At 67.7% G+C, this 24,315-nt stretch carries 20 protein-coding genes and 3 rRNA genes; 12 read left to right on the top strand and 11 right to left on the bottom strand.

What is annotated here, in order from left to right:
• Positions 1 to 21 precede the first annotated feature (21 nt).
• Positions 22 to 966 (bottom strand): SGNH/GDSL hydrolase family protein, encoded by a 945-nt coding sequence (locus C3E78_RS04225; protein WP_108577137.1) that lies wholly within the window; start codon positions 964 to 966, stop codon positions 22 to 24.
• Between the two features lie 85 nt (positions 967 to 1,051).
• On the opposite strand from C3E78_RS04225, the gene C3E78_RS04230 reads away from it, so the two are divergent.
• Genes C3E78_RS04230 through C3E78_RS04245 form a run of 4 tightly spaced genes read left to right on the top strand, consistent with a single transcriptional unit; the run spans position 1,052 to position 4,938 of the window.
• Positions 1,052 to 1,738, top strand: a complete 687-nt coding sequence (locus tag C3E78_RS04230; RefSeq protein WP_108577138.1) for a tyrosine-protein phosphatase — start codon at positions 1,052 to 1,054, stop codon at positions 1,736 to 1,738.
• Complete coding sequence (locus C3E78_RS04235; protein ID WP_108577139.1) at positions 1,735 to 2,631, top strand: pirin family protein; 897 nt, start codon at positions 1,735 to 1,737, stop codon at positions 2,629 to 2,631. Before C3E78_RS04230 ends, C3E78_RS04235 begins: the two co-directional genes overlap by 4 nt.
• A 56-nt stretch (positions 2,632 to 2,687) precedes the next feature.
• Positions 2,688 to 3,506: an SDR family NAD(P)-dependent oxidoreductase gene (locus C3E78_RS04240; protein WP_108577140.1), complete on the top strand. Its 819-nt coding sequence runs from the start codon at positions 2,688 to 2,690 to the stop codon at positions 3,504 to 3,506.
• Positions 3,507 to 3,513: 7 nt separating this feature from the next.
• On the top strand, positions 3,514 to 4,938 hold the full coding sequence (locus tag C3E78_RS04245; protein WP_235833828.1) for a cytochrome P450: 1,425 nt from the start codon (positions 3,514 to 3,516) through the stop codon (positions 4,936 to 4,938).
• Positions 4,939 to 4,943: 5 nt separating this feature from the next.
• Here C3E78_RS04245 and C3E78_RS04250 read toward each other — a convergent pair whose 3' ends face one another.
• Entirely contained in the window at positions 4,944 to 5,795 is an 852-nt protein-coding gene (locus tag C3E78_RS04250) for an SDR family oxidoreductase (protein WP_108577141.1), read from the bottom strand.
• Between the two features lie 128 nt (positions 5,796 to 5,923).
• Here C3E78_RS04250 and C3E78_RS04255 point away from each other — a divergent pair, with 128 nt between their 5' ends.
• On the top strand, positions 5,924 to 6,286 hold the full coding sequence (locus C3E78_RS04255; protein WP_235833829.1) for a winged helix-turn-helix transcriptional regulator: 363 nt from the start codon (positions 5,924 to 5,926) through the stop codon (positions 6,284 to 6,286).
• A 12-nt stretch (positions 6,287 to 6,298) separates the two neighbouring features.
• Here C3E78_RS04255 and C3E78_RS04260 read toward each other — a convergent pair whose 3' ends face one another.
• On the bottom strand, positions 6,299 to 6,850 hold the full coding sequence (locus C3E78_RS04260) for a mismatch-specific DNA-glycosylase (protein ID WP_108577142.1): 552 nt from the start codon (positions 6,848 to 6,850) through the stop codon (positions 6,299 to 6,301).
• Positions 6,850 to 7,485 (bottom strand): peptide-methionine (S)-S-oxide reductase MsrA, encoded by a 636-nt coding sequence (gene msrA, locus C3E78_RS04265; RefSeq protein WP_108577143.1) that lies wholly within the window; start codon positions 7,483 to 7,485, stop codon positions 6,850 to 6,852. Before msrA ends, C3E78_RS04260 begins: the two co-directional genes overlap by 1 nt.
• Before the next feature lie 140 nt (positions 7,486 to 7,625).
• Between msrA and C3E78_RS04270 the strand changes: the two genes are divergently transcribed.
• Positions 7,626 to 8,735: an AI-2E family transporter gene (locus C3E78_RS04270; protein ID WP_108577144.1), complete on the top strand. Its 1,110-nt coding sequence runs from the start codon at positions 7,626 to 7,628 to the stop codon at positions 8,733 to 8,735.
• A complete protein-coding gene (locus C3E78_RS04275; RefSeq protein ID WP_108577145.1) occupies positions 8,732 to 9,064 on the top strand; it encodes an MmcQ/YjbR family DNA-binding protein in 333 nt (110 codons plus the stop codon). The genes C3E78_RS04270 and C3E78_RS04275 overlap by 4 nt, the downstream gene beginning before the upstream one ends.
• 6 nt (positions 9,065 to 9,070) lie before the next feature.
• Here the strand turns inward: C3E78_RS04275 and C3E78_RS04280 are convergent, their stop codons facing one another.
• Together C3E78_RS04280 and C3E78_RS04285 are read right to left on the bottom strand one after the other, a co-directional pair.
• Positions 9,071 to 9,505, bottom strand: coding sequence for a MarR family winged helix-turn-helix transcriptional regulator (locus C3E78_RS04280; protein ID WP_108577146.1), 435 nt, complete (start codon positions 9,503 to 9,505; stop codon positions 9,071 to 9,073).
• A gap of 43 nt (positions 9,506 to 9,548) precedes the next feature.
• The gene (locus C3E78_RS04285) at positions 9,549 to 10,265 is read right to left on the bottom strand and encodes an MBL fold metallo-hydrolase (RefSeq protein ID WP_108577147.1); all 717 of its coding nucleotides are present in this window, start codon (positions 10,263 to 10,265) and stop codon (positions 9,549 to 9,551) included.
• Between the two features lie 53 nt (positions 10,266 to 10,318).
• Between C3E78_RS04285 and C3E78_RS04290 the strand changes: the two genes are divergently transcribed.
• The gene (locus tag C3E78_RS04290) at positions 10,319 to 10,882 is read left to right on the top strand and encodes a TetR/AcrR family transcriptional regulator (protein WP_108577148.1); all 564 of its coding nucleotides are present in this window, start codon (positions 10,319 to 10,321) and stop codon (positions 10,880 to 10,882) included.
• Positions 10,883 to 10,891: 9 nt separating this feature from the next.
• Here C3E78_RS04290 and C3E78_RS04295 read toward each other — a convergent pair whose 3' ends face one another.
• Positions 10,892 to 11,968 (bottom strand): SDR family oxidoreductase, encoded by a 1,077-nt coding sequence (locus C3E78_RS04295; protein ID WP_108577149.1) that lies wholly within the window; start codon positions 11,966 to 11,968, stop codon positions 10,892 to 10,894.
• 644 nt (positions 11,969 to 12,612) lie between these two features.
• On the opposite strand from C3E78_RS04295, the gene C3E78_RS04300 reads away from it, so the two are divergent.
• The 3 genes from C3E78_RS04300 to rrf all read left to right on the top strand — a co-directional run bounded on the left by C3E78_RS04300 (position 12,613) and on the right by rrf (position 17,849).
• Positions 12,613 to 14,131: ribosomal RNA gene (locus C3E78_RS04300) — 16S ribosomal RNA — on the top strand.
• Between the two features lie 365 nt (positions 14,132 to 14,496).
• Positions 14,497 to 17,598 (top strand): 23S ribosomal RNA (locus tag C3E78_RS04305).
• A gap of 134 nt (positions 17,599 to 17,732) precedes the next feature.
• Positions 17,733 to 17,849, top strand: a 5S ribosomal RNA gene (gene rrf / locus C3E78_RS04310).
• The 16S, 23S and 5S rRNA genes sit together here, the layout of an rRNA operon.
• Positions 17,850 to 17,992: 143 nt before the next feature.
• Here the strand turns inward: rrf and C3E78_RS04315 are convergent.
• The 4 genes from C3E78_RS04315 to C3E78_RS04330 are packed head-to-tail and all read right to left on the bottom strand — an operon-like array spanning position 17,993 to position 22,213.
• On the bottom strand, positions 17,993 to 18,646 hold the full coding sequence (locus tag C3E78_RS04315; protein WP_108577150.1) for a hypothetical protein: 654 nt from the start codon (positions 18,644 to 18,646) through the stop codon (positions 17,993 to 17,995).
• 4 nt (positions 18,647 to 18,650) lie between these two features.
• Positions 18,651 to 19,190, bottom strand: a complete 540-nt coding sequence (locus tag C3E78_RS04320; RefSeq protein ID WP_108577151.1) for a CsbD family protein — start codon at positions 19,188 to 19,190, stop codon at positions 18,651 to 18,653.
• A gap of 38 nt (positions 19,191 to 19,228) precedes the next feature.
• Entirely contained in the window at positions 19,229 to 21,688 is a 2,460-nt protein-coding gene (locus C3E78_RS04325) for an ATP-binding cassette domain-containing protein (protein ID WP_108577152.1), read from the bottom strand.
• Between the two features lie 48 nt (positions 21,689 to 21,736).
• Positions 21,737 to 22,213, bottom strand: a complete 477-nt coding sequence (locus tag C3E78_RS04330; RefSeq protein ID WP_108577153.1) for a MarR family winged helix-turn-helix transcriptional regulator — start codon at positions 22,211 to 22,213, stop codon at positions 21,737 to 21,739.
• 89 nt (positions 22,214 to 22,302) lie between these two features.
• Between C3E78_RS04330 and C3E78_RS04335 the strand changes: the two genes are divergently transcribed.
• Entirely contained in the window at positions 22,303 to 24,276 is a 1,974-nt protein-coding gene (locus tag C3E78_RS04335; protein WP_235833674.1) for an MMPL family transporter, read from the top strand.
• The last annotated feature ends 39 nt before the right edge of the window (positions 24,277 to 24,315 follow it).

Raw genomic sequence — 24,315 nt, forward strand, 5'->3', positions numbered from 1 at the left:
CCCGCCGGGGATGACGTCCGCTCAGCCGGCGCGGCGGCGACGCAGCACGGTGGCCCACCGGCCACCACCGTGGGTGCCGTCCTGGACGACCTGGGTGCCGGGGTTCTGGGACGCCTCGGCCGCCGCGTCGCGCACCGACATGAGGTCGCGGGGACGCTGCGAGGGGCTGAACTCGGGGTACGCCGACGACCGGGCCTTCTGCCGCAGCGACGCGGCGACGGCCGGGATGAGGACCGAGACCATGTTCGCGTAGCCGGTCTCGGACGGGTGGAACCGGTCGGCGCCGAACATGACGTCACGGTTCTCGGTGAACAGGTCGCCCAGCAGCCCGCCGAGCGACACCGCACGTCCGCCGGCCTCGACCAGGGCGATCGTCTGGCGACGGGCCAGGTCACGGCTCCACTGGCGGGCGACCGCCCGCAGGGGCTGCATGATCGGGCGGATGCTGCCGAGGTCCGGAGTGGTGCCGACGACGACGGCGCAGTCGGCCGCGACCAAGCGGCGCACCGCGTCGGCGAGCAGCGCGGCGGACGTGCGCGGCGGGACCCGGTGCGTCACGTCGTTGGTGCCGACGACGATGACCGCGACGTGCGGCTCCCAGCCGTCGACCGAGTCGATCTGCTCCATGAGGTCGGAGGTCTGCGCGCCGACGACGGCACGGCAGCGGATCTCCACCGGTGCGTCCATGACGTGCGCCAGGCCGATGCCGAGCATCGCCGGCGGGGTGGCATCGGCGCGGGTCATGCCGTAGCCGACCGCGGCGGAGTCGCCGATCACCAGCACGCGGATCGTCGCGCCCGGCAGGTCGTCGCCGTAGACGCCGTCGGGCGTCGGCGGGCGGTCGTCGGTCACGCCGATCGTCCGGCGGGCCAGGATCGCCTCGCCGATGAGGAAGCCGTAGAACCCGGAGATGGTCGCTCCGCCGCCGATCAGGGCGGTGGCGGCGATTCTGCTGGGACGAGGCACGGATCGATTTTACGGTGTCACCCTGACACCGAGGCCTCCGGCCGTCCGAACGGGGCGTGACGTTCACTACCCCTAGGGTGGGGCGGTGCCCGAGACCACCCCGAATCTGCGCGACGTCGGCGGTCTGGTCACCGCGGACGGGCGTCCCTTGGCCACTGGCCGGGTGCTGCGCAGCGCCGTTCCCTCCGCGCGGGACGTGGGACCCGACGGGATCACCTGGCCGCCGCCGGTGGTCATCGACCTGCGGTCACCGGGGGAGTCCGAGCCGATCCACCCCCTGGCCCAGACCGGCGTGCGCGTGGTGAACCTCCCGTTGCTGGCAGCGCTGCGGCCCGGCGCGCGACCGATCGACAGCCTGCAGGGCCTCTACCTCTTGATGCTCGAGCAGTCGTCGATGTACCTGGTCGAGCTCGTCCGCGAGATCGGGCGGGCTCCCGGGGCGACGCTGATCCACTGCGCGGCGGGCAAGGACCGCACGGGCGTGTCGATCGCCCTCCTGCTGCGGCTGGTCGGCGTCTCGCGCGAGACCGTGCTCGACGACTACCTGCTGACCGCCGACGCCGAGGCGGCGATCATGGGGCGGCTGCGCAAGGGGGCCGGCCATCGCCACCGCAGCACGCTCCCGCCGTCGTTCGCGGGCGTCTCTCCCGAGGCGATCACCGCGGTGCTCGACCACTGGGACGCCCACCCCGAGGGCGTCGAGGGCTGGTTCCTCGAGATCGGTGGGACGACGGACCTGCTCGACCGGTTGCGACGTACGCTGCTGTCATGACCGATCTGACCCTCGGTGCGCGGGAGGTGCCGCTGGGGGGTCTGCGCGGCCTCACGGTGCACCGCACACTGCCGCAGCGCGGGTTCCCCACCGTGGGCGCCTGGTGCTTCGTCGACCACTTCGGGCCGTCGAGCGACCCGATGATCGTGCTGCCGCACCCGCACACGGGCCTGCAGACCGTCACCTGGCCGCTGGCGGGGGAGATCCGCCACCGCGACAGCCTGGGCAGCGAGGTCGTCCTGCGTCCGGGCGAGCTCAACCTCATGACGTCCGGGGACGGGGTGTCCCACTCGGAGTTCTCCGTCGGCGACCCCGACGTCCCCATGCACGGGCTCCAGCTGTGGGTCGCCCTGCCGGCGGACGCCAGACGGGGACCGGCCGAGTTCGAGCACCACCCGGACCTCCCGGTGGTGACCGGGGAGGGCTGGAGTGCGACGATCCTGCTGGGCGAGGTGGCCGGCGCGGTGTCGCCGGCCACGACCTACACGCCGATCGTGGGCGCCGAGATGCGCGTGCGGCCGGGATTCGTGCAGGTCCCGCTGCGCGAGGGCTTCGAGCACGCGATCCTCGCGGTCGACGGCCCGGTCACGGTGGACGGCGAGGACATCGCGCACCGCGAGATGCGCTACCTCGGGCCGGGACGCACCGAGGTCGGGCTGCAGGTCCGGGACGAGACGACGCTGCTGCTCATCGGCGGTGAGCCGTTCGACGAGGAGCTCGTGATGTGGTGGAACTTCGTGGGGCGGTCCCACGAGGACATCGCCGACGCCCGCGCGGACTGGGAAGCCGGGTCGGCGCGCTTCGGGCACGTCGACGGCCACGGGACGCAGGTCATCCCGGCGCCGCCGCTCCCGGACGTGCGCCTGAGCCCGCGTCGACGCTCTGTCACCTGACCGGGCCATCTGCTAGCGTCCGGATACTGACAGTATCTGGAATCGGGGGACCGGGCATGACCCACTTCACCGGCAAGGTCGCCGTCGTCACCGGCGCAGCCTCCGGCATCGGCCGTGCGCTCGCGGTCGAGCTGGCCCGTCGAGGAGCGCGACTCGCGATCTGCGACGTCGACCTCTCGGGCCTCGCCGAGACCGAGGAGCTCGTGCGGACGCTCGGCGCCGAGGTGCGCGCGGACCGGCTCGACGTCTCCGAGCGGGAGAGCGTCCTCGCGTACGCCGACGCCGTGGCCGAGCACTTCGGCGTCGTGCACCTGGTCGTCAACAATGCCGGCATCGCCTTCACCGGCAGCGTCGAGCAGATGTCGTTCAAGGACATCGAGCGGGTCATGGACGTGGACTTCTGGGGCGTCGTCAACGGCACGAAGGCGTTCCTGCCCCACCTCGTGGCGTCCGGGGACGGGCACGTGGTCAACGTCTCGAGTGTCTTCGGGCTGTTCTCCGTGCCGTCGCAGAGCGCGTACAACGCCGCCAAGTTCGCCGTGCGCGGCTTCACCGAGGCGTTGCGACAGGAGATGATCAACGACCGCCGGCCGGTGAAGGTGACCTGCGTGCACCCCGGAGGCATCCGGACGAACATCGTCCGCAACGGTGCCGAGGTCGACGGGGTCGACCACGACGACCTCGCGTCGTCGTTCGACCGGCTCGCGCGGACCTCGCCCGCGAAGGCCGCCGACGTCATCCTCGCCGGCGTGGAGAAGGACAAGGCCCGCGTCCTGATCGGCGCCGACGCGCGGGTGCTCGACGCGTTCGTCCGCATCACCGGGTCGGGCTACCAACGCATCGTCCGCGCCGCCAGCCCGCGCAGCGGGCTCTGATCGGCCCGTGGTGCGCAACGACTGGTCAGGACAGACCTTTCCCCACCCTCCCGGCCGCCGCCCGGTGGTGGGCGACGTCCTCGGGACCGACCCCGCGACCCCGCTGCAGAGCACGATGCGGCGGGGTGCCGATCTGGGGCCGATCTTCGAGCTGAAGATCTTCGACCAGAAGTTCGTGATCGTCGCCGGTGCCGAGATCGCGGCCGAGCTCGCGGACGAGGCGCGGTTCGAGAAGGCGTTGCCGCCGGCGCTCGTCGCGCTGCGCGAGTTCGCCGGCGAGGGGCTCTTCACGGCGTACAACGACGAGACCAACTGGGCCCTGGCCCACGACCTGCTGCGGCCGGCGTTCACCCGCGACGCGATGCGGCGCTACCACCCGATCATGCTCGCCGCGGCGCAGGAGCTGTTCGACACCTGGGACGCCCGCCCGGGCCCGGTCGACGTCTCGGCCGACATGACCCGGCTGACCCTGGAGACGATCAGCCGGACGGCGTTCAGCCAGGACTTCGGCTCGTTCACCCGCGAGGACCAGCACCCGTTCATCCCGGCGATGATCGCCGCGCTCAAGGCCGGCCAGCGCAAGGGCACGCTGGACTCGATGCCCGGCTCGGCACTCATGGCCCGGCGGATCGACAAGCGCAACGCTCCCCACCAGGCGTACGTCGACGGGCTGCTCGACGACCTGATCGCCGCTCGGCGGGCCAGCGGCCAGGACGACGTCGACGACCTGTTGGGCATCATGCTGCACTCGCCGCACCCCGAGACCGGGCAGCGGCTCGACGACCTGAACATCCGGCACCAGATCCTCACGTTCCTCGTCGCGGGGCACGAGACCACGTCCGGTGCGCTGTCGTTCGCGCTGCACCACCTCAGCCGGGACGCCGAGGCTGTGCGGAGGGCGCAGGCCGAGGTCGACCGGGTGCTCGGACCCGACCGGGACGTCGAGCCGACCTTCGAGCAGGTGCCGAAGATGCGCTTCGTCCGCCGCGTGCTCGACGAGGCGCTGCGGCTGTGGCCGACCGCTCCCGCGTTCGGCCGCAGCCCCCGGCAGACGACCACGCTCAGCACGGGGCACGTCATGCGGCCGCAGGACTGGGCGCTCGTGCTGCTGCCGCTGGTGCACCGCGATCCCGCGGTGTGGGGCGCGGACGCCGACGAGTTCGACCCGGATCGCTTCCTGCCCGAACGCTCACACGGTCGTCCGCCCCACGTCTACAAGCCGTTCGGCACGGGGGAGCGGTCCTGCATCGGCCGGCAGTTCGCGCTGCACGAGGCGGTCCTCGTGCTTGCCCGGATCCTCCACCGCTACGACCTCGAGCCTGATCCGACGTACGAGCTGCGGGTGTCGGAGCGGCTCACGCTGATGCCGGCCGGGTTCGAGCTGACGCTCACGCCGCGGTCGCCGTCCCCCGGCACGGCCCCCGCGGCGTAGAGGCGTCAGAGCGCGGCGCGCAGGCTGTCCGCGAGCGGCGTCGTGGGACGGCCGATCAGCGTGCTGAGCTCGTGGCCGGGCACCTCGAGCTCGCCGTTGCTGATCGACGCGTCCGTGTCGACGCCGAACTGCACCCACACCGGCGGCACGCCTGCCTCGGTGAGGACCTTGGCCTGCTCCTCGGGCCCGACCTGCGCGACGGAGATCGGGGAGCCCAGGAGGTCGGCGATCGTGGCCGCGAGCTCGTCCTGCGACCAGGAGACGTCGCCGCCGAGCTCGTAGACCGGCTTGACCGGCTCGTCCGTCGTCAGCACGACCGCAGCCGCCTCGGCGAAGTCGGCGCGGGCCGCGCTGGAGACGCGACCGTCACCCGCGGACGTGAGGACCACGCCCGTCTGGCGAGCGGCCTCCAGGGCCGGTGCGTAGTTCTCGTGGTACCAGCCGTTGCGCAGCAGGACGTGGTCCAGCCCGCTCTTGGCCAGGTACTGCTCGGTCGCGAAGTGGTCGGGAGCGACCGGGAGGGTGGACGTGTCCGCGCCCGGCGCGCTGGTGTACGCCACCAGGGAGACGCCGTTGCGGACCGCGGCATCGATGACGTTGACGTGGTGCTGGCGGCGCTGGTCGAAGTCGGTGCCGGAGATCAGCAGCAGCTTGTCGACGCCGGACAGGGCGCTCGCGAGGGCCTCGGGGTCGCCGTAGTCGGCGACCCGGACCTCGACGCCACGATCGGCGATGGGCTGTGCCTTCTCGCGGTCGCGCACGACGGCGACGACCTCGGAGGCCGCAACCCTCTCGAGCAGGGAATCGACGACCAGGGAACCCAGGTGTCCTGTGGCGGCGGTGACGGCAATGGTCATGGGGATGTCCTTTCAGGGGCGCGGCGGACGATCCGGGCGCTTCGAGAAACCGTACACTAACTCAGGGTTAGTACAAACTAGAAGTTAGCACTAACCGAGTGATAGCATGACGGGACAGGAGGTTCCCCGTGTCCCAGCAACAGCAGCCGCCGTTCGACGTCTTCAGCACCATGTGTCCGTCCCGTGAGGTGCTCGAGCACGTGACGAGCAGGTGGGGCGCGCTGACCCTCGCCGCCCTGTCGAGCGAGCCGGCGCGCTTCGGGGAGCTGCGCCGCTGCGTGGACGGCATCAGCGAGAAGATGCTGTCGCAGACCCTGAAGGGCCTCGAGGCCGACGGGCTCGTCGACCGCCGGGTGCAGTCGACCCTGCCCCCGCACGTCGACTACGCGCTGACACCGGCGGGCGAGAAGGTCGCCGCTGCGGTGCAGGCGCTCATCGTCTCGCTCTACGACGTCATGCCCGACGTCATGGCCGTGCGCGAGGGTGCCTGAGCGCAGCCGTCCTCAGACGACGGCCGCGGCCTCGGCCGCGGCGCGGTAGGCGACGGCCAGGGACTCCACCGTCTCGTGCGCGTTGAGGCCGCTGGGGTTGGGGACGACCCAGACGTCCGCCCCCGCGATCGCACGGTCCTGGCGGCCGGCCTTCGCCGACTTGTCGGCGAAGGCGATCCGGTACGTCGTGATGCCCGCGAACGCGACGACGCGCGGGCGGCGCTCGGCGACCAGCTCCTCGAGCCGGTGCCTCCCGTCGCGGATCTCCTCGTCCTCCAGCTCGTCCGCGCGGGCGGAGGATCGGGCCACCATGTTCGTGATGCCGACCCCCCGCGCCAGCAGGGCCGGGGCCGCGTCCTCCGGCGTCATCACGTCGGGAGGAAGGACCCCGGCCAGGCGCAGCGCGGGATAGAACCGGTTGCCCGGCCGGGCGAAGTGCAAGCCGGTCGCCGCGCTGACCAGGCCGGGGTTGATGCCGACCAGCAGCAGCCGGAGATCGTCAGGGACGAGGTCCGGGATCGTGCGGCCGGCGACCGCCTCCAGCTCGGCGCGGGTGAACCCCACTACGCGTACGCGACGCCCGTGGCGTGCAGCGGGCAGTAGCCGAACGGGTTCTTGACGAGGTACTGCTGGTGGTACTCCTCGGCGTAGTAGTAGCGCTCGAGCGGCTGGATCGACGTGGTGATCTCGCCGTAGCCGGCCTCCGTCATGCGCTCCTGGTACCGCTCACGGGACTCCTCGGCCTCGCGCTGCTGCTCGGGCATCGTCGTCAGGATGATCGAGCGGTACTGCGTGCCGCGGTCGTTGCCCTGGCGCATGCCCTGCGTCGGGTCGTGGTTCTCCCAGAACACCTGGAGCAGCTGCGCGAACGAGAGCTTCGCGGGGTCCCAGATCACCCGGACGACCTCGGCGTGCCCGGTGCGACCCGTGCAGACCTCCTCGTACGTGGGGTTCGGGGTCTGTCCTCCGGCGTAGCCGACGGACGTGGACCAGACGCCCGGAATCTCCCAGAACGTCTTCTCCTCGCCCCAGAAGCAGCCGAGGCCGAACACTGCGGACTCGAAGCCCTCAGGGACCTGGGTCTCGACGGGGGTGCCGAGGACGAGGTGCGGGCCGCCGACCTGGAACTGTCGGCCCTCGCGGCCCGGCAGGGCGGCGTCGGGGGTCGGGAGCTCTGACTTGCTGCGACCAAACATCATGATTCCACCTTTCACGTGAAGTCTACGAAGGCGTGCTTCACGCTGTCATCAACACCGGACCCGCACCGCTCTGTTCCCGGCCGCACGGGCTGACGGCTCGCCGAGTGGCGGATAGTGTGACGCGCGAGGAGTGTGAGCGTGTGAGCGAGAGATATCAGGTCCCACCCGGCGTGGAGATCGCCACCCAGTGGGCGTGGCGTCTGCTCGTCATCGGGGCAGCGGGCCTGGCGGGCATCTGGCTGCTGCGCTACTTCTCCGAGATCTCGGTCCCCATCGCGGTCGCACTCCTCGGCACGGCCCTGACCGTGGACGCGGTCAACTGGCTGCAGGCGCGCGGCCTGCCGCGGCTGTTGTCGACGTTCATCGTCGTGATCTTCATGCTGGTCGCGTTCTTCGGCATGCTCGCCCTGGTCGGCCAGCAGCTGTCGACCCAGGCCACCGAGCTGCGCGGCAACGTGGTCGACGGCATCACGCAGGTGCAGGACTGGGCCGAGACCGGCCCGCTGGACCTCTCGGACTCCCAGATCAAGGACTGGGTGGACAGCGCCAAGGACTCGATCGCCTCCAGCGACACCACGCTGCTCTCACGAGCCGGTGCGGTCGGCACCACGGTGACGCACGTCGTCGCCGGGTTCTTCATCGCGCTCTTCGCCTCGTTCTTCTTCCTCTACGACGGCAACCGCATCTGGTCCTGGGTCGTCGCGCTGTTCCCGCGGGCCGCCCGCGACCAGGTCGACTCCTCCGGGCACACGGCCTGGATCTCGCTGACGGCCTTCGTGCGGGCCACGGTGCTGGTCGCGTTCACCGACGCGGTGGGCATCGCCGTCGGAGCCTGGCTCCTCGGCGTGCCGCTCACCTTCGCGATCGGCGTGCTGGTCTTCCTCGGCGCGTTCATCCCGATCATCGGGGCCCTGCTGTCGGGCATGGTCGCGGTCCTGGTGGCCCTCGTCGCGCAGGGGCCGTGGACCGCGCTGTTCATGCTGATCATCGTCGTGGCGGTCCAGCAGGTCGAGTCGCACGTGCTCCAGCCGTTCCTGATGGGCCGGCTCGTCAGGGTGCACCCGCTCGCGATCATCCTCGCGATCGGTGCGGGCGTGACCGTCGCGGGCATCGTGGGCGCCCTCATCGCGGTGCCGCTCGCCGCGTGCCTCAACGGTGTCGTGCGCCACCTGGTCTCGTCCGCTCGGGAGTACCAGGACGAGCCCGAGCCGGACACGCCGTTCGAGCCGCCGGAGCCGTTGGGGCGATGACGGACGTCCACGCCTTCTGCGCCGGGCTGCCCGGGGCGGTGCTGACCTTCCCGTTCAACGAGGAGACGGCCGTCTACAAGGTCGGCGGCAGGATCTTCGCGCAGACCGGCGTGGCGAGCCCCGACAGCATCAACCTCAAGGCCGAGCCTCCCGACGTCACGGGGCTCGTCGCGACGTACGACGCGGTCGAGCGTGGATTCCACATGAACAAGAAGCACTGGGTCACCGTCCGGCTGGACGGCACCCTGCCACCGGGGCTGCTCGAGGAGCTCATCGAGGACTCGTACGACCTGGTGGTCGACAAGCTGTCGGCGCGCGACCGGCCGTAGCGGGCATCAGGCGGTGGCGCTGAGGGCAGCCGTGAGCCTCTCCAGGTCCTCGCGCAGGCGCCGGCGATCGGTGTCCGACCAGTCGTGGAGGGCGGCCGTGAGGAAGGTGCGTCGCTCGTCGAACGTCCTGGCGAGACTGGCGGCGCCCGCGTCGGACAGGGCGATGATGCGCGCCCGGCCGTCCTCGGGGTCCGGCTCGCGGTCGATCATGCCGTGGTCGCCCAGCTGCTGCACGTGCCGGCTCACGGTCGAGGCATCCAGCTTCATCGCCTCGGCGAGGTCGCCGAGCCGCATCGCGCCGTGACACTTCAACGCGTAGAGCAACGTGGCCTGGGCCGGGTCGATCACGTCTCCGGCCGTGCGGGCGCGGAACCGCCGGCCCGCGACCATCATCAGGCGCATGAGGGCGTCCTCTGCGGTGCTCGACCCATCTGATTGCATGATGCAACCATATGCCGGACGGGCCGTGGACCCAAGCACTCCCTCAGGCCGCGCGGGCCGCCTCGTAGGCCGCCAACAGCTCGGGCACCCCCGCGTGCCACGGCGTCCCGTGTCCCGGCAGGACCCAGTCGACGTCGAGCCCCTCGAGGCGCGAGAGCGACTCGGTGGCCGCCTCCGGGTCGTCGGTGAACGGCGCGGGCTGGGGGCCGCGGCGGCCGGTCAGGACGTGGCGCGTGGTGAGCCCGTCACCGACGAACACCGCGGAGACGGCAGGCACGTAGACCGCGATGCTGCCGGGGGAGTGGCCCGGGAGGCCGATGATCCGGGGCGCTCCGGGGAGGTCGAGCACGTCCCCGTCGCAGATCTCGTGCACCTCCGTGAGGTGGTGGGTGCGGTAGCCGCCCTTGCTGATCGAGTAGCCCAGGAAGCGCAGCACGGGGCCGATCCGCATGCCGCCCATGCCGGGCTTGGTCGACGTCTCGCCGCGGGCGCGGGCGGCGTCCGCATGGTGCACGAACACGGGCACGCCGTGGTCGCGGCGCAGGCGCTCGGCGAAGCCGACGTGGTCGCTGTCGCCGTGCGTCAGGACGATGCCGCGGATGTCCGCGACGCTGCGGCCCATGGCCGCGAGCTCGCGGTCCAGGTCGCGCCAGTGGCCGGGCAGCCCGGCGTCGATGAGGGTGATGCCGTCATCCGTGACGACGAGGTAGGCAGCGACGGTGTCGTTGCCGATGCGGTGAAGCTGAGGTGTGAGTTCCATGATGGCTACGGTACATAGCCATCATGGCTACGCACAATAGCTATGCTGGGTTCATGCCGACTCCCGACCGCACGTCCCTGCCCGCGATCGTCGCCGCCGCCGAGCACCTCCTCGACGGCGAGGGTCTCAGGGCCGTGACGATGGCCGCTGTCGCCGAGCGGGTGGGGGTCCGCCCGCCGTCGCTCTACAAGCGTGTGAGCAACCGCGGCGAGCTGATCCGCCTGCTGGCCGAGGCCGCGACCCGTGACCTCGGCGCGCGGATCGCCGCCGTGGAGCACGCCGCCGGCGATCCGCGGGCCAGGCTCGAGGGCATCGCGATCGCGGTCCGCACGTTCGCCCACGCGCGGCCCGCGGCGTACCAGCTGGTCTTCACCTCCGGCGCCGAGGAGGTGGGACTCTCCCGTGAACTGCTGCAGACGACCAGCGCGCCACTCCTCGCCGCGGTGGGCGAGCTCGCTGGCCCGGACCGCGCGCTCGAGGCGGCGCGCACCGTCACCGCGTGGCTCACCGGCTTGATCGCGATGGAGCTCGGCGGTGAGTTCCGTCTCGGCGGCGAGATCGGCGACGCGTTCGACTACGGGATCGACCGCCTGGCCGACGCGATCACCGCCGCCTGAGCCAGCGGCTCACGGGATGATGTGGGCCTCGCGGTACTTCCGGACGTGGTCGAAGAAGCTCTCCCGTGAGTCCCGGAACCCGAGGAACCCGGCGCGCCGGCTCTTGTTCATGTCCGTCAGGCTCTCGACGGTGCGGCCGAGGTCGCTGTCGGTGTGCCACCACGACGCGATCCGGGACAGATCGGGCTCGACGAGGTCGTGCTCCGAGGCGATGTCCCGCCACGTGTCCGCCATGCCGACCATGCTCTGCTCGAGGGGGCGCGGCTCGCCCTCGAAACCCTCCCACGGGACGCCGAAGTGCTCGGCGACCCGGGGCCACAGGGCCCGCCAGCGGAACACGTCGCCGTTCGCGATGTTGAACGCCTGGTCGCGGCCGGCCTCGTGGGTGCCGGCCCAGATGATCTGCTCCGCGAGCAGGTCCGCGTCCGTGACGTCGGTGAGGCCGTTCCACTGCAGCTCGGAGCCCGGGAAGACGAACGGACGGCCCAGCCGCCGGCAGATCGTCGCGTAGGCGGACAGCGTCAGCACCATGTTCATCGCGTTGCCCGTGGCGAAGCCGAAGACGGTGTGGGCGCGGTGCACGCTCCACGTGAACGCATTGCGCTCGGCGGAGGCGAACAGCTCGTCCTCCTGGGCGTAGTAGAAGTTCGGGTAGTCCAGACGGGGCTCCTCCTCGCGGAACGGGGTGTCCGGCACGTCCCCGGAGCCGTACGCCTCGAAGGGGCCGAGGTAGTGCTTGAGCCCGGTCACCAGGGCGACGTGCTGCACCGACCGGGCCGGCTCGAGTGCCGCGAGCACGTTGCGCACCGCCGCCCCGTTGACGGCGATGTTCTCCTCCTCGGTGTCCTGACGGGTCCACGCCGTGATCGCGACGAGCTGGGGAGCCACGTCCGCGAGGGCCGCCTGCAGGGCCTCGGGGTCGGCCAGGTCCGCTGCGACCGACGTGACACCGGGCTGGGGGCGTCCGCTCCGGGAGAGGCCGAACGTCGTCCAGCCCCCCGCCACGAGCTGTGTGCTCAACGCCTGGCCGATGATGCCGGTCGCGCCGACCACGAGGGCGCGTCCGGGAGTGCTGCTGGGGGTCATGGGGAGTCCTTCGATCGGGGGAGCGGGCCCGCGTGACGGGCCCGGCATCCGGTGTACCCGCTGGGGCCGAATTGCCCCACTCCTGCAATACCGGGGAGCGCTGTTCGGGCCCGAAAAAAACTTCACAGCGACTTTTCCCCGAGATCACGCCGTGTACGTCGGAGACAGGTTCTCAAAAGGGCGAAAAGCGTCAATCTCGATTTGGCGCTTCGGAAAGGTCCCGTGTAATGTTCTTCTTGTTGGACAGCACAGCGAAACGCAGCCGCGAGGCGCGGAACGCAGGGTGTCCGACCAGCTCAACCGAAACGATCAAGGCACGGAGTCCTTCACGGGGTTCCTGTCGCCGGGTCGCTGAGAACGGGAGCTGGCATGGTGACCGACCCGGGTTTGACCGGTGAAAACGAGCCGTGTAAGTTGGACGAGTTGCCCTGAGGCGGACCGAGAGGTTTTAGCTGAGGTGAGCGTCTGATCCTTGAGAACTCAACAGTGTGCCAAAAGTCGACGAGATTAATTAGTAATACCCCGTCGAGACTTGCCAGATGACTTCGGTTGTTTGGTTGGCTTGATGGAATCAATTCCGACAATTTATTTGTCAGCAAATAGTTTGTCAGGTTGAACTGAAGTTTGGCAGCGCTTTAGCTGCTTCAACGGAGAGTTTGATCCTGGCTCAGGACGAACGCTGGCGGCGTGCTTAACACATGCAAGTCGAGCGGTAAGGCCCCTTCGGGGGTACACGAGCGGCGAACGGGTGAGTAACACGTGAGCAATCTGCCCTTCTCTTTGGAATAACCATTGGAAACGATGGCTAATGCCGAATATGACCTCCTTTCGCATGTTTGGAGGTGGAAAGCTCCGGCGGAGAAGGATGAGCTCGCGGCCTATCAGCTTGTTGGTGAGGTAATGGCTCACCAAGGCATTGACGGGTAGCCGGCCTGAGAGGGTGACCGGCCACACTGGGACTGAGACACGGCCCAGACTCCTACGGGAGGCAGCAGTGGGGAATATTGGACAATGGGCGAAAGCCTGATCCAGCAACGCCGCGTGAGGGATGACGGCCTTCGGGTTGTAAACCTCTTTCAGCAGGGACGAAGCGAAAGTGACGGTACCTGCAGAAGAAGGACCGGCCAACTACGTGCCAGCAGCCGCGGTAATACGTAGGGTCCGAGCGTTGTCCGGAATTATTGGGCGTAAAGGGCTCGTAGGCGGTTTGTCGCGTCGGGAGTGAAAACTCAGGGCTCAACCCTGAGCGTGCTTCCGATACGGGCAGACTAGAGGTATGCAGGGGAGAACGGAATTCCTGGTGTAGCGGTGGAATGCGCAGATATCAGGAGGAACACCGGTGGCGAAGGCGGTTCTCTGGGCATTACCTGACGCTGAGGAGCGAAAGCATGGGGAGCGAACAGGATTAGATACCCTGGTAGTCCATGCCGTAAACGTTGGGCGCTAGGTGTGGGGACCTTCCACGGTCTCCGTGCCGCAGCTAACGCATTAAGCGCCCCGCCTGGGGAGTACGGCCGCAAGGCTAAAACTCAAAGGAATTGACGGGGGCCCGCACAAGCGGCGGAGCATGCTGATTAATTCGATGCAACGCGAAGAACCTTACCTGGGTTTGACATATGCCGGAAAGCCGTAGAGATACGGCCCCCCTTGTGGTCGGTTTACAGGTGGTGCATGGCTGTCGTCAGCTCGTGTCGTGAGATGTTGGGTTAAGTCCCGCAACGAGCGCAACCCTCGTCCTATGTTGCCAGCACGTAATGGTGGGGACTCATAGGAGACTGCCGGGGTCAACTCGGAGGAAGGTGGGGATGACGTCAAGTCTTCATGCCCCTTATGTCCAGGGCTTCAAGCATGCTACAATGGCCGGTACAATGGGCTGCGAAACCGCAAGGTGGAGCGAATCCCAAAAAGCCGGTCTCAGTTCGGATTGGGGTCTGCAACTCGACCCCATGAAGTCGGAGTCGCTAGTAATCGCAGATCAGCAACGCTGCGGTGAATACGTTCCCGGGCCTTGTACACACCGCCCGTCACGTCATGAAAGTCGGCAACACCCGAAGCCAGTGGCCCAACCGTTTACGGAGGGAGCTGTCGAAGGTGGGGCTGGCGATTGGGACGAAGTCGTAACAAGGTAGCCGTACCGGAAGGTGCGGCTGGATCACCTCCTTTCTAAGGAGCATCTGGCAGCTGCCCATCGTGGTGGTTGTCCATGAGGCGTTTACCAACCGAATGTGTTGGTGCGGCTCAGCTCACTAGTGGATCGTCGATTATTTGGCTTGGTAGCAGCCCACCAGGGTCAGTACTGCTCGTAAGAGCGTGGAACGTCGCTGGGAAATTTGTTACCGATTCAGGCACACTGTTGGGTCCTGAGGGATCAGCTCGTAAGAGACTGTTTCCTTGGACCGTATATCCCCTCGAACCACCTGGTTCGACACCTCTTCATGGGGTGTTGGTTCTGGTAGGCGTGGGATCTGGTATGCGGGACCGAACGTATTTTGAGAACTTCACAGTGGACGCGAGCATCTTTGTAGTAACAACAAGCTACTAAGTGCACATGGTGGATGCCTTGGCATCGAGAGCCGATGAAGGACGTTGGAGTCTGCGAAAAGCCCCGGGAAGGTGACAACCGACCTGTGATCCGGGGATGTCCGAATGGGGAAACCCACTCAGAGTAAAGTCTGAGTACCTCTGTCTGAACACATAGGGCAGTAGGAGGGAACGTGGGGAAGTGAAACATCTCAGTACCCACAGGAAGAGAAAACAAAAGTGATTCCGGTAGTAGTGGCGAGCGAAACCGGATCAGGCTAAACCTCAAGTATGTGATAGCCGGCAGGCGTTGTATTTGGGGTGTTGTGGGGCCGCATGGTCTGTTCTGCCGATCAGACGAAGAGTCATAAACCATGAGTGAAGTGAAAGCCGACTGGAAAGTCGCGGCATAGAGGGTGATACCCCCGTACACGTAAGCTCATGGCTCTTTTGCGTCACCCCGAGTAACACCGAACCCCTGAAATTCGGTGTGAATCTGGCGGGACCACCCGTTAAGCCTAAATACTCCTCGATGACCGATAGCGGACTAGTACCGTGAGGGAAAGGTGAAAAGTACCCCGGGAGGGGAGTGAAATAGTACCTGAAACCATGTGCATACAATCCGTTGGAGCTCGTCCTTGTGACGGGTGACAGCGTGCCTTTTGAAGAATGAGCCTGCGAGTTAGCGTTCTGTAGCGAGGTTAAGGCGTTGAGCCGTAGCCGTAGCGAAAGCGAGTCCGAATAGGGCGACCATAGTTGCAGGATCTAGACCCGAAGCGGAGTGATCTATCCATGGCCAGGTTGAAGCGCGGGTAAGACCGCGTGGAGGACCGAACCCACCTAGGTTAAAAACTGGGGGGATGAGCTGTGGATAGGGGTGAAAGGCCAATCAAACTCCGTGATAGCTGGTTCTCCCCGAAATGCATTTAGGTGCAGCGTTGCGTGTTTCTTGTCGGAGGTAGAGCACTGGATGGGCTAGGGGGCCTACAAGCTTACTGAACCCAGCCAAACTCCGAATGCCGATAAGTGAGAGCGCAGCAGTGAGACAGTGGGGGATAAGCTCCATTGTCGAGAGGGAAACAGCCCAGACCATCAGCTAAGGTCCCAAAGCGATAACTAAGTGGAAAAGGATGTGGAGTCGCAGAGACAACCAGGAGGTTGGCTTAGAAGCAGCCACCCTTGAAAGAGTGCGTAATAGCTCACTGGTCAAGTAATTCCGCGCCGACAATTTAGCGGGGCTCAAGTTATCCACCGAAGCTATGGGATTCATGCAATAGCCAGGCCTTCGTGGTCCAGGCGCATGGATCGGTAGGGGAGCGTCGTGTGGCCAGCGAAGCGGCGGAGTGATCCAGCCGTGGAGGCTACACGAGTGAGAATGCAGGCATGAGTAGCGAATGAGGAGTGAGAAACTCCTCCACCGAATGACCAAGGGTTCCAGGGTCAAGCTAATCTTCCCTGGGTAAGTCGGGACCTAAGGCGAGGCCGACAGGCGTAGTCGATGGACAACGGGCTGATATTCCCGTACCGGCATTAGATCGCCCATGCTGAACCCAGAAATGCTAAGTGCCCTAAGCCGGCTGGACTCTTCGGAGCGATGCCGGGGCAGCGCATGACCCGATCTGGTAGTAGGCAAGCAATGGTGTGACGCAGGAAGGTAGCTCATCCCGGGCGATGGTTGTCCCGGGCTAAGGACGTAGGGCGAATGATAGGCAAATCCGTCATTCACATGCCTGAGATCTGATGGGGAGACAATTTTGTCGAAGTGAGTGATCCTATGCTGCCGAGAAAAGCATCTAGCGAGATCTAGAGCCGCCCGTACCCCAAACCGACTCAGGTGGTCAGGTAGAGAATACTAAGGTGATCGAGTGAACCATGGTTAAGGAACTCGGCAAAATGCCCCCGTAACTTCGGGAGAAGGGGGGCCCGATTCGTTATCAGACTTGCTCTGAGAAGCGTTGACGGCCGCAGAGACCAGGCCCAAGCGACTGTTTACTAAAAACACAGGTCCGTGCTAAGTCGAAAGACGCCGTATACGGACTGACTCCTGCCCGGTGCTGGAAGGTTAAGGGGACGTGTCAGCGCAAGCGAAGCACAGAACTTAAGCCCCAGTAAACGGCGGTGGTAACTATAACCATCCTAAGGTAGCGAAATTCCTTGTCGGGTAAGTTCCGACCTGCACGAATGGAGTAACGACTTGGGCGCTGTCTCAACCATGGACTCGGCGAAATTGCACTACGAGTAAAGATGCTCGTTACGCGCGGCAGGACGGAAAGACCCCGGGACCTTTACTATAGTTTGGTATTGGTGTTTGGTTCAGTTTGTGTAGGATAGGTGGGAGACTGTGAAGCATGCACGCCAGTGTGTGTGGAGTCATCGTTGAAATACCACTCTGGCTGTACTAGACATCTAACCTAGGTCCATTATCTGGATCAGGGACAGTGCCTGATGGGTAGTTTAACTGGGGCGGTTGCCTCCTAAAATGTAACGGAGGCGCTCAAAGGTTCCCTCAGCCTGGTTGGCAATCAGGTTTCGAGTGTAAGTGCACAAGGGAGCTTGACTGTGAGAGTGACAGCTCGAGCAGGGACGAAAGTCGGAACTAGTGATCCGGCGCTGGCAAGTGGAAGCGGCGTCGCTCAACGGATAAAAGGTACCCCGGGGATAACAGGCTGATCTTCCCCAAGAGTCCATATCGACGGGATGGTTTGGCACCTCGATGTCGGCTCGTCGCATCCTGGGGCCGTAGCAGGTCCCAAGGGTTGGGCTGTTCGCCCATTAAAGCGGCACGCGAGCTGGGTTTAGAACGTCGTGAGACAGTTCGGTCCCTATCCGCCGCGCGCGTAGGAAACTTGAGAAAATCTGTCCCTAGTACGAGAGGACCGGGATGGACGAACCTCTGGTGTGCCAGTTGTTCTGCCAAGAGCACTGCTGGTTAGCTACGTTCGGAAGCGATAACCGCTGAAAGCATCTAAGCGGGAAGCGTGTTTCAAGATGAGGTTTCCCACTGGTTTACCAGGTAAGGCCCCCAGCAGACCACTGGGTTGATAGGCCGGAAGTAGAAGCGCAGCAATGTGTGGAGCTGACCGGTACTAATAGGCCGAGGGCTTGTTTCTTACAAAGATGTACACCGCGTCCACTGTGAGGTTCCCGAGATACGTCCGGGAACCACCAAGACCCCTCCAACACACCCGATGGGTGTGACGGAGTCAAGGGGTTGCATGGTTTTGAGTTGATATCTCAATAGAGTTTCGGCGACCATGGCGAGAGGGAAATACCCGGCTACATTCCGAACCCGGAAGTCAAGCCTCTCAGCGCCGATGGTACTGCACGGGAGACTGTGTGGGAGAGTAGGACGTCGCCGGACAATCATTAGCGCGAGGCCGCCCCTATGGGGCGGCCTCGCTGCTGTTTGTGCACCAGAGTCGTGCACCCAAGCCAAAGGCCCCCACAGGTGACTGTGGGGGCCTTTGTGCGTCCTGGACCCAGGGGACCGTGACGCCGGATGGGTCAGTCCTTCTGGCGATCCTGCTTCTTCGCCTCGGTGAGGTCGCTGAGCGCCTCGGCGTCAGAACGCGCCTCGGCAGCGGACTGCTTGGACTCGCGAGCGTCGTCGAGCTCGGCCTTGGCCTCACGGCGTGCGGCCGCCTTCTTGGCCTCCGCCGCCTGCGCGACCCGCTTCTTGCGCTGCTCGACCGTTTCCGTGCGCTGCGCGGCGGTCCGGTCGGCAGCGGCCTTCTTCTTCGTCTCGGTGGCCGAAGCCCGAGCAGCTGCCTGTCGCTTGGACTTGTCCTCAGCCTTCTTGGCCTCAGTGGGAGCCGACGCGGCCTGCCTGGCGGCGGCCTGCCGCTCGCGGGCAGCCTGCCGGCGTCCGGTCTCGGCCACCACCTGTGCCTCGGCCCGGCGGGCCTCGGCCTGCTCGTCCAGGCGCTCGGCCTTCAGGAGCTTCTCGGTGCGGTCGATGCGGTCGGCACCGCGAGCGGCGATCTTGTCGTTGTGCAGCGCGGCACCCGCGATCTTGTCCGCGGTGCCGATCGCGCGGTCCAGCGTGGTGCGGGGCCGTGAGGTCTCCGGCAGCCGGCTGGACAGCCGGTGGTCGATCGTGGCGAGCGGCAGCCGGGCCAGCTCGTAGGGGAGGGCGATGAGTGTGCTGATGGCAGACATGTGGTCAACTCCTGTTCTCGTCGGCGCGCAGCTGCGCGGCCTGGTGCTCGGCGGCTGCGGCCTCGCGCTCGAGGCGTTCGCGGTCGGCGACCGCCTGCTGCTCGGTCCGTTCGGCGTTCTCGGCGAGGGCGACGGCCTCCCGCTCGCGCTCGCGCTCGACCTCCTCGGCCTGCTGCTCGGCGGAACGGCGTCCGATGGCCTCCTGCTGTGCGGCCACGCGTTCAGCCTCGGCGTGCTCCTCGGCCCGCTCGCGGTCGACGGCACGCTGGGCGACGTCGGCCCGGTCATGGGCGGCCTCCTTCTCGGCTGCCGCCTCGTGGTTGGTCTCGCGGAGCTCCTCGGCGGCTTCCTGACGCTTCGCGTCGGCGAGCGCCTCCTCGGCGACGGCGGACTTGCGGTGCTCCGCCGCTGCCTGCTGAAGCTGGCCCTCCTCCACGAGATCGTCCTTGCCGGTCACCGCTCCGGCGACTTCCTTGGCCTTGCCCGCGACGCTGTCGAACAGTCCCTCGCGGGCTCCTGCTGCTGTGTGCTTGTCATGGCTCATGAGTCAAAAGTGCCCGAATACCAGGGCCTGACACCCATTCACTGATGTGACGTGGCACTCATCTCCCGCTCGACCGCGCGGCGCAGGTACGGGGCGGTGACGCTCTGCTCGACCTCCAGGAGGTCCGCCGGGGTGGCGGCGGCCACGACGGTGCCGCCGCGGTCCCCGCCGCCGGGGCCCAGCTCGATGACCCAGTCCGCTGCGGCGACGACCTGCATGTCGTGCTCCACCACGATGACCGTGTCGCCCGCATCGGTGAGCCGACCGAGGACGCGCACGAGGTCGCGCACGTTGACCGGGTGGAGACCACCGGTCGGCTCGTCGAGCACGAAGATCGTGCCCTCCCGCCTCGGACGCTGCAGCTCGGTGGCCAGCTTGATGCGCTGGGCCTCGCCGCCCGAGAGCTCGGTCGCCGGCTGTCCGAGGGTCAGGTAACCCAGGCCGACGTCGAGCAGCGTCGCCAGCGACCGGTGCACGCCCGGTACGTCCTCGAAGAAGGTCGCGGCCTCCTGGACGGTCATCGCGAGCACCTGGCCGATGTCTCGCTCGCGGTAGTGCACCTCCAGCGTCTCGGGGTTGTACCGCGAGCCGTTGCAGGTGGGGCACACCGAGTAGCTGGTCGGCAGGAAGACGAGCTCGATCGCGATGAATCCCTCGCCCTCGCACGTGGGGCAGCGGCCGGCGGCGACGTTGAACGAGAACCGTCCGGCCGCCCAGCCGCGGTCCTTCGCCGCCGGGGTCGCCGCGAACAGCCGTCGTACGGCGTCGAACAGTCCGGTGTAGGTCGCGAGATTCGACCGGGGGGACCGGCCGATCGGCCGTTGGTCGATCGAGATGATCCGCTGCTGCTCGCCGTCGACGACCGGCTCGGCCTCCAGGCGCTCGAGCGTGGCTGCGAGCAGGGAGGACTTGCCGGACCCGGAGACGCCGGTGATCGCGGTCATCACCCCGATCGGGAGCCGGATGCTGACGTCCTGCAGGTTGTGCAACGACAGGTGGTCCAGCTCACGCCAGGCGACCGGCTCGCGGGCCGCCAGCGTCGGGGGAGGCGTGCGGTCGAACATGAACTCGGCGGTCACCGATTCGGCGACCGCCGCGAGTCCCTCAGGAGGCCCGCTGTGCACGACATGTCCACCGAGGACGCCGGCGCTCGGACCCACGTCGACCACCCAGTCGGCGTGCCGGGCGATCGCCAGATCGTGCTCGACCACGAACAGGGAGTTGCCGGCAGCGACGAGCTCCCGCAGCGCCGCGTACAGCGCCTCGGAGTCCGCGGGGTGAAGGCCCGCGGACGGCTCGTCCAGCACGTACAGGACGCCGAACAGGCCGGCGCGCAGCTGCCCCGCGAGGCGGACGCGCTGCAGCTCCCCGGGGGACAGGGCCGTGCTCGACCGGTCCATCGACAGGTAGCCCAGGCCCAGCCCGATGATGGCCTCGACCCGCGACGCGAAGTCCTTCACCAGGGAGCGGGCCGCCGTGGCTGCTGCCGCTCCGTGCCGGTCGGTGCCGCGGGCCTGCTGCTCCAGACCGGTGTCCAGCAGCGCGCACACCTGGGACAGCGGCATCGCTGCCATCTCGGCGATGTCGACCCCCGCGAAGGTCACCGCCAAGGCGGCCGGGCGCAGGCGCTTGCCGTGGCAGGTGGGGCACGGCCCCTCGGCGCGGAACGCCTCGAGCTTCTCGCGCTGGCTCGCCGACTGCGTCTTCGCCAGGTTGCGCATCAGGTACTTCTCCGCGGACGACCAGTGACCGTGGTATGCGCTCGCCTCTCCCTGCTTGTTGCCCTGCAGGAGCATCCGGGGCTCCTCGTCGGTGAAGAGCAGCCAGTCGCGCTGCTCCTGGGGCAGGGTGTGCCACGGCGCGTGGATGTCGATGCCGAGCTTGGTGACCATGCGCCGCACGTTGAGACCGACCCAGGCGCGGTTCGCCCAGACGCCGATCGCGCCCTCGTCGATCGACAGGCTCGGATCGGGGACGAGGAGCTCCTCGGTCGTGCTGCGCGAGACCCCGCTGCCGTGGCACGTCGGGCACGCGCCGATCGCGGTGTTGGGGGAGAACGCGGACGCCGGCAGGTGGTCGGCGCCCTCGGGGTAGGTGCCGGCCCGGCTGTACAGCAGGCGCAGCACGTCCGAGAGCGAGCTGAGGGTGCCGAGCGACGACCGGGAGCTCGTGGCTCCGCGCGCCTGCTGCAGCGCCACGGCCGGCGGCATCCCGTCGATCGTGTCGATGTCGGGCGCGCCCACCTGCGACAGGAGCCGCCGGGCGTACGGGGCGACGGACTCGAAGTAGCGACGTTGCGACTCGGCGAACACCGTTCCGAAGGCCAACGACGACTTGCCCGAGCCGGAGACCCCGGTGAAGACGACGAAGCAGTCGCGGGGCAGGTCGACGTCGACGTCGCGCAGGTTGTGCTCGCGCGCCCCCCGGACGCGGATCCATCCGGACGAGCCGGTGGGCAGGTCGGTTCCGTTCAGGTCTGTCTCACGGTGCTCGGGCATCCCGCCAACCTAGCCCGAGCCGCCACGTCGCGCGTGCCGGCGACCGCCTCAGGTGCCGGCGGCCTCGTCGCGGGCGGCACGGGCCGCGGCGGTGAGCTGATGCATCAGCGCCGCGGCGCGAGCGAGCTCCTGCTCGTCGTGCACGTCGAGCACCTGGCGCATGTGCTTGGCCAGGATCGCGAACATGGAGCCGCCGACCGCCAGTGCGTCCTCGGTGATCTCGACGCGCACCGACCGCCGATCGGTCTCGACCCGCTCCCGTCGCACGTGCCCGGCCCGTTCGAGCCGGTCCAGCATCGCGCTGGTGGCCGAGGGGCTGAGCCCGAGGCCGTCGCTGATGTCCTTCGGCGAGGTGGCGTCGCGATCCATCACCAGGCCGATCGCGGCCAGGTCGGTGCGGTGCATCGCGTGCACGTGGCTCATCTGCAGCACGTACCGCTCGACCTCGGCGGTGAACGTGCGCAGCTCGCGGACGAGCTCGGTGGCAGCCGGCGATCCCGCACCGCGCCGATTGGCGGAGGTCATGGGCCAATCGTACTATTTCGATTGTGGAATCATTCGATGACGGAAACAAAGACCTGACGCGTCGCCCGGGCCGCCGCGCGGCGATCCTCGTGACGTTGCTGTTCGTGCTGCTCTCCGGGGCGGTGTTCGCCCTGGCCCCCGAGGCCCGGGAGTCGAACGCCCCGACCGCGGGGCTGCCGGACTCCGCCGACTCCACGACCGTGGCACGGCTCCAGCAGACCCTGCCGTCGAGTGACGTGTCCCCGGCGATCGTCGTCGTCGACCGGGACGGTGGCAAGGCGCTGACCGGCGAGGACAAGAAGGCCGTCGAGGAGCTCGCGGCCACGCTCGGGTCCGCCTCCGTCACCGACGACGAGCTCAGGCCCGTGTTCTCCGAGGACGGCACCGTGGCGCTCGTCGCCGTGCCGCTGAAGGCCTCCACCGGTGCCGACAAGGTCGAGGCGCTGCGCTCGACCGTCGAGAAGTCCCTGCCCGACGGCGTGACCGCGGAGGTGACCGGCGGTCCCGCGTTCGAGGCCGATCTCCAGGACGTCTTCGCGGGCGCGGACGTCCGCCTCCTGATCTCCACCGCGCTCGTCGTGGCGCTCCTGCTGCTCGTCACCTACCGCAGCCCGTGGCTGTGGCTGGTGCCGTTGATCGTCGTGGCCCTCGGCGACCGCGTCGCCGCCCTGGCGGTCGCGACCGCGACGCAGGTCTTCGACTACGACGTGGACGGGTCCACGACGGGCATCACCTCCGTGCTCGTGTTCGGTGCGGGCACGAACTACGCCCTGCTGCTCATCGCGCGCTATCGCGAGGAGCTGCGACGGCACGAGGACCGTTTCGTCGCGATGCGGGCGGCCTGGCGTCAGGCAGCCCCGGCCATCCTGGCCAGCTCGGGCACCGTCGCGCTCGCACTCCTGACGCTCTCCTTCGCCGACACCCCCACGAACCGCGCACTCGGCTGGTCCGCGGCGATCGGGATCGCGGTCGCGGTGATCTTCGGCCTGATCGCGCTCCCGGCCGCCATGGTGCTGTTCGGGCGGGGCCTGTTCTGGCCGTTCGTGCCGCGCCTCGGTCAGAAGGACCCGGCCCGCAGCGGTGTGTGGGCCCGGGTCGGCGCGACCGTCGTCCGCCGCCCGCGGGCCTTCACCGCGGGATCGCTCGCCCTGCTCGCGCTGCTCGCCGTCGGGGGCTCCGGGCTGCAGGTCGGGCTGACCCAGAACGAGAGGTTCCGGGAGACCCCGGAGTCGGTCCTGGGCCAGGAGACGCTGGCGCAGGCGTTCCCCGCCGGGTTCGCCGAGCCGACGGTCGTCCTGGCGAAGCCCGACCGGGCCAAGGACGTCCTCGCGGACCTGAAGGACGTCGACGGCGTCTCGACCGTCCGGCCCGGCCCCGCCTCCGACGAGTGGGCCGAGCTGGACGTCGTGCTGGACAGTGATCGCGGGTCCGACCGTGCCGCGGACACGATCGACCGGATGCGCGCAGCGGTCGACGACGGTGCGCTGGTCGGTGGCGGTGACGCGCAGGACCTGGACGCGAGGGCAGCCGCCTCCCACGACCGGCTCCTGATCTTCCCGTTGGTCCTCGTGATCGTGCTGGTCATCCTGGTCGCGCTGCTCAGGTCGATCGTGGCCGCCGTCGTCCTGGTGCTGACCGTCGTCGCGACCTACGTGGCCGCGATGGGCGCCGGCTGGTTCGTGTTCACGCACTTCTTCGACTTCCCGGCGCTCGACCTGCCGGTGCCGCTGTTCGCGTTCATCTTCCTCGTGGCGCTCGGCGTCGACTACAACATCTTCTTGGCGACCCGGGCGCGCGAGGAGGCGGCCGACAAGCCGATCGCGGGCGCGATGTCGACGGCACTGGCGGTGACCGGTGGCGTGATCACGAGCGCAGGCGTGGTGCTCGCGGCGGTCTTCGCGGTCCTCGGCGTGCTGCCGCTCGTCACGCTCACGCAGATCGGCGTCATCGTCGGCATCGGCGTGCTGCTCGACACCCTGGTGGTGCGCAGCCTCCTGGTCCCGGCGCTCGCGACGCTGGTCGGCGAGCGGTTCTGGTGGCCGAGCCACTCCGGGCGCGACTGACATCCCGCGGGATTCGTCCGCTCCGACATGCCGGTGCCT

It is taken from the genome of Aeromicrobium chenweiae (genome assembly GCF_003065605.1).
Classification (GTDB): domain Bacteria; phylum Actinomycetota; class Actinomycetes; order Propionibacteriales; family Nocardioidaceae; genus Aeromicrobium; species Aeromicrobium chenweiae.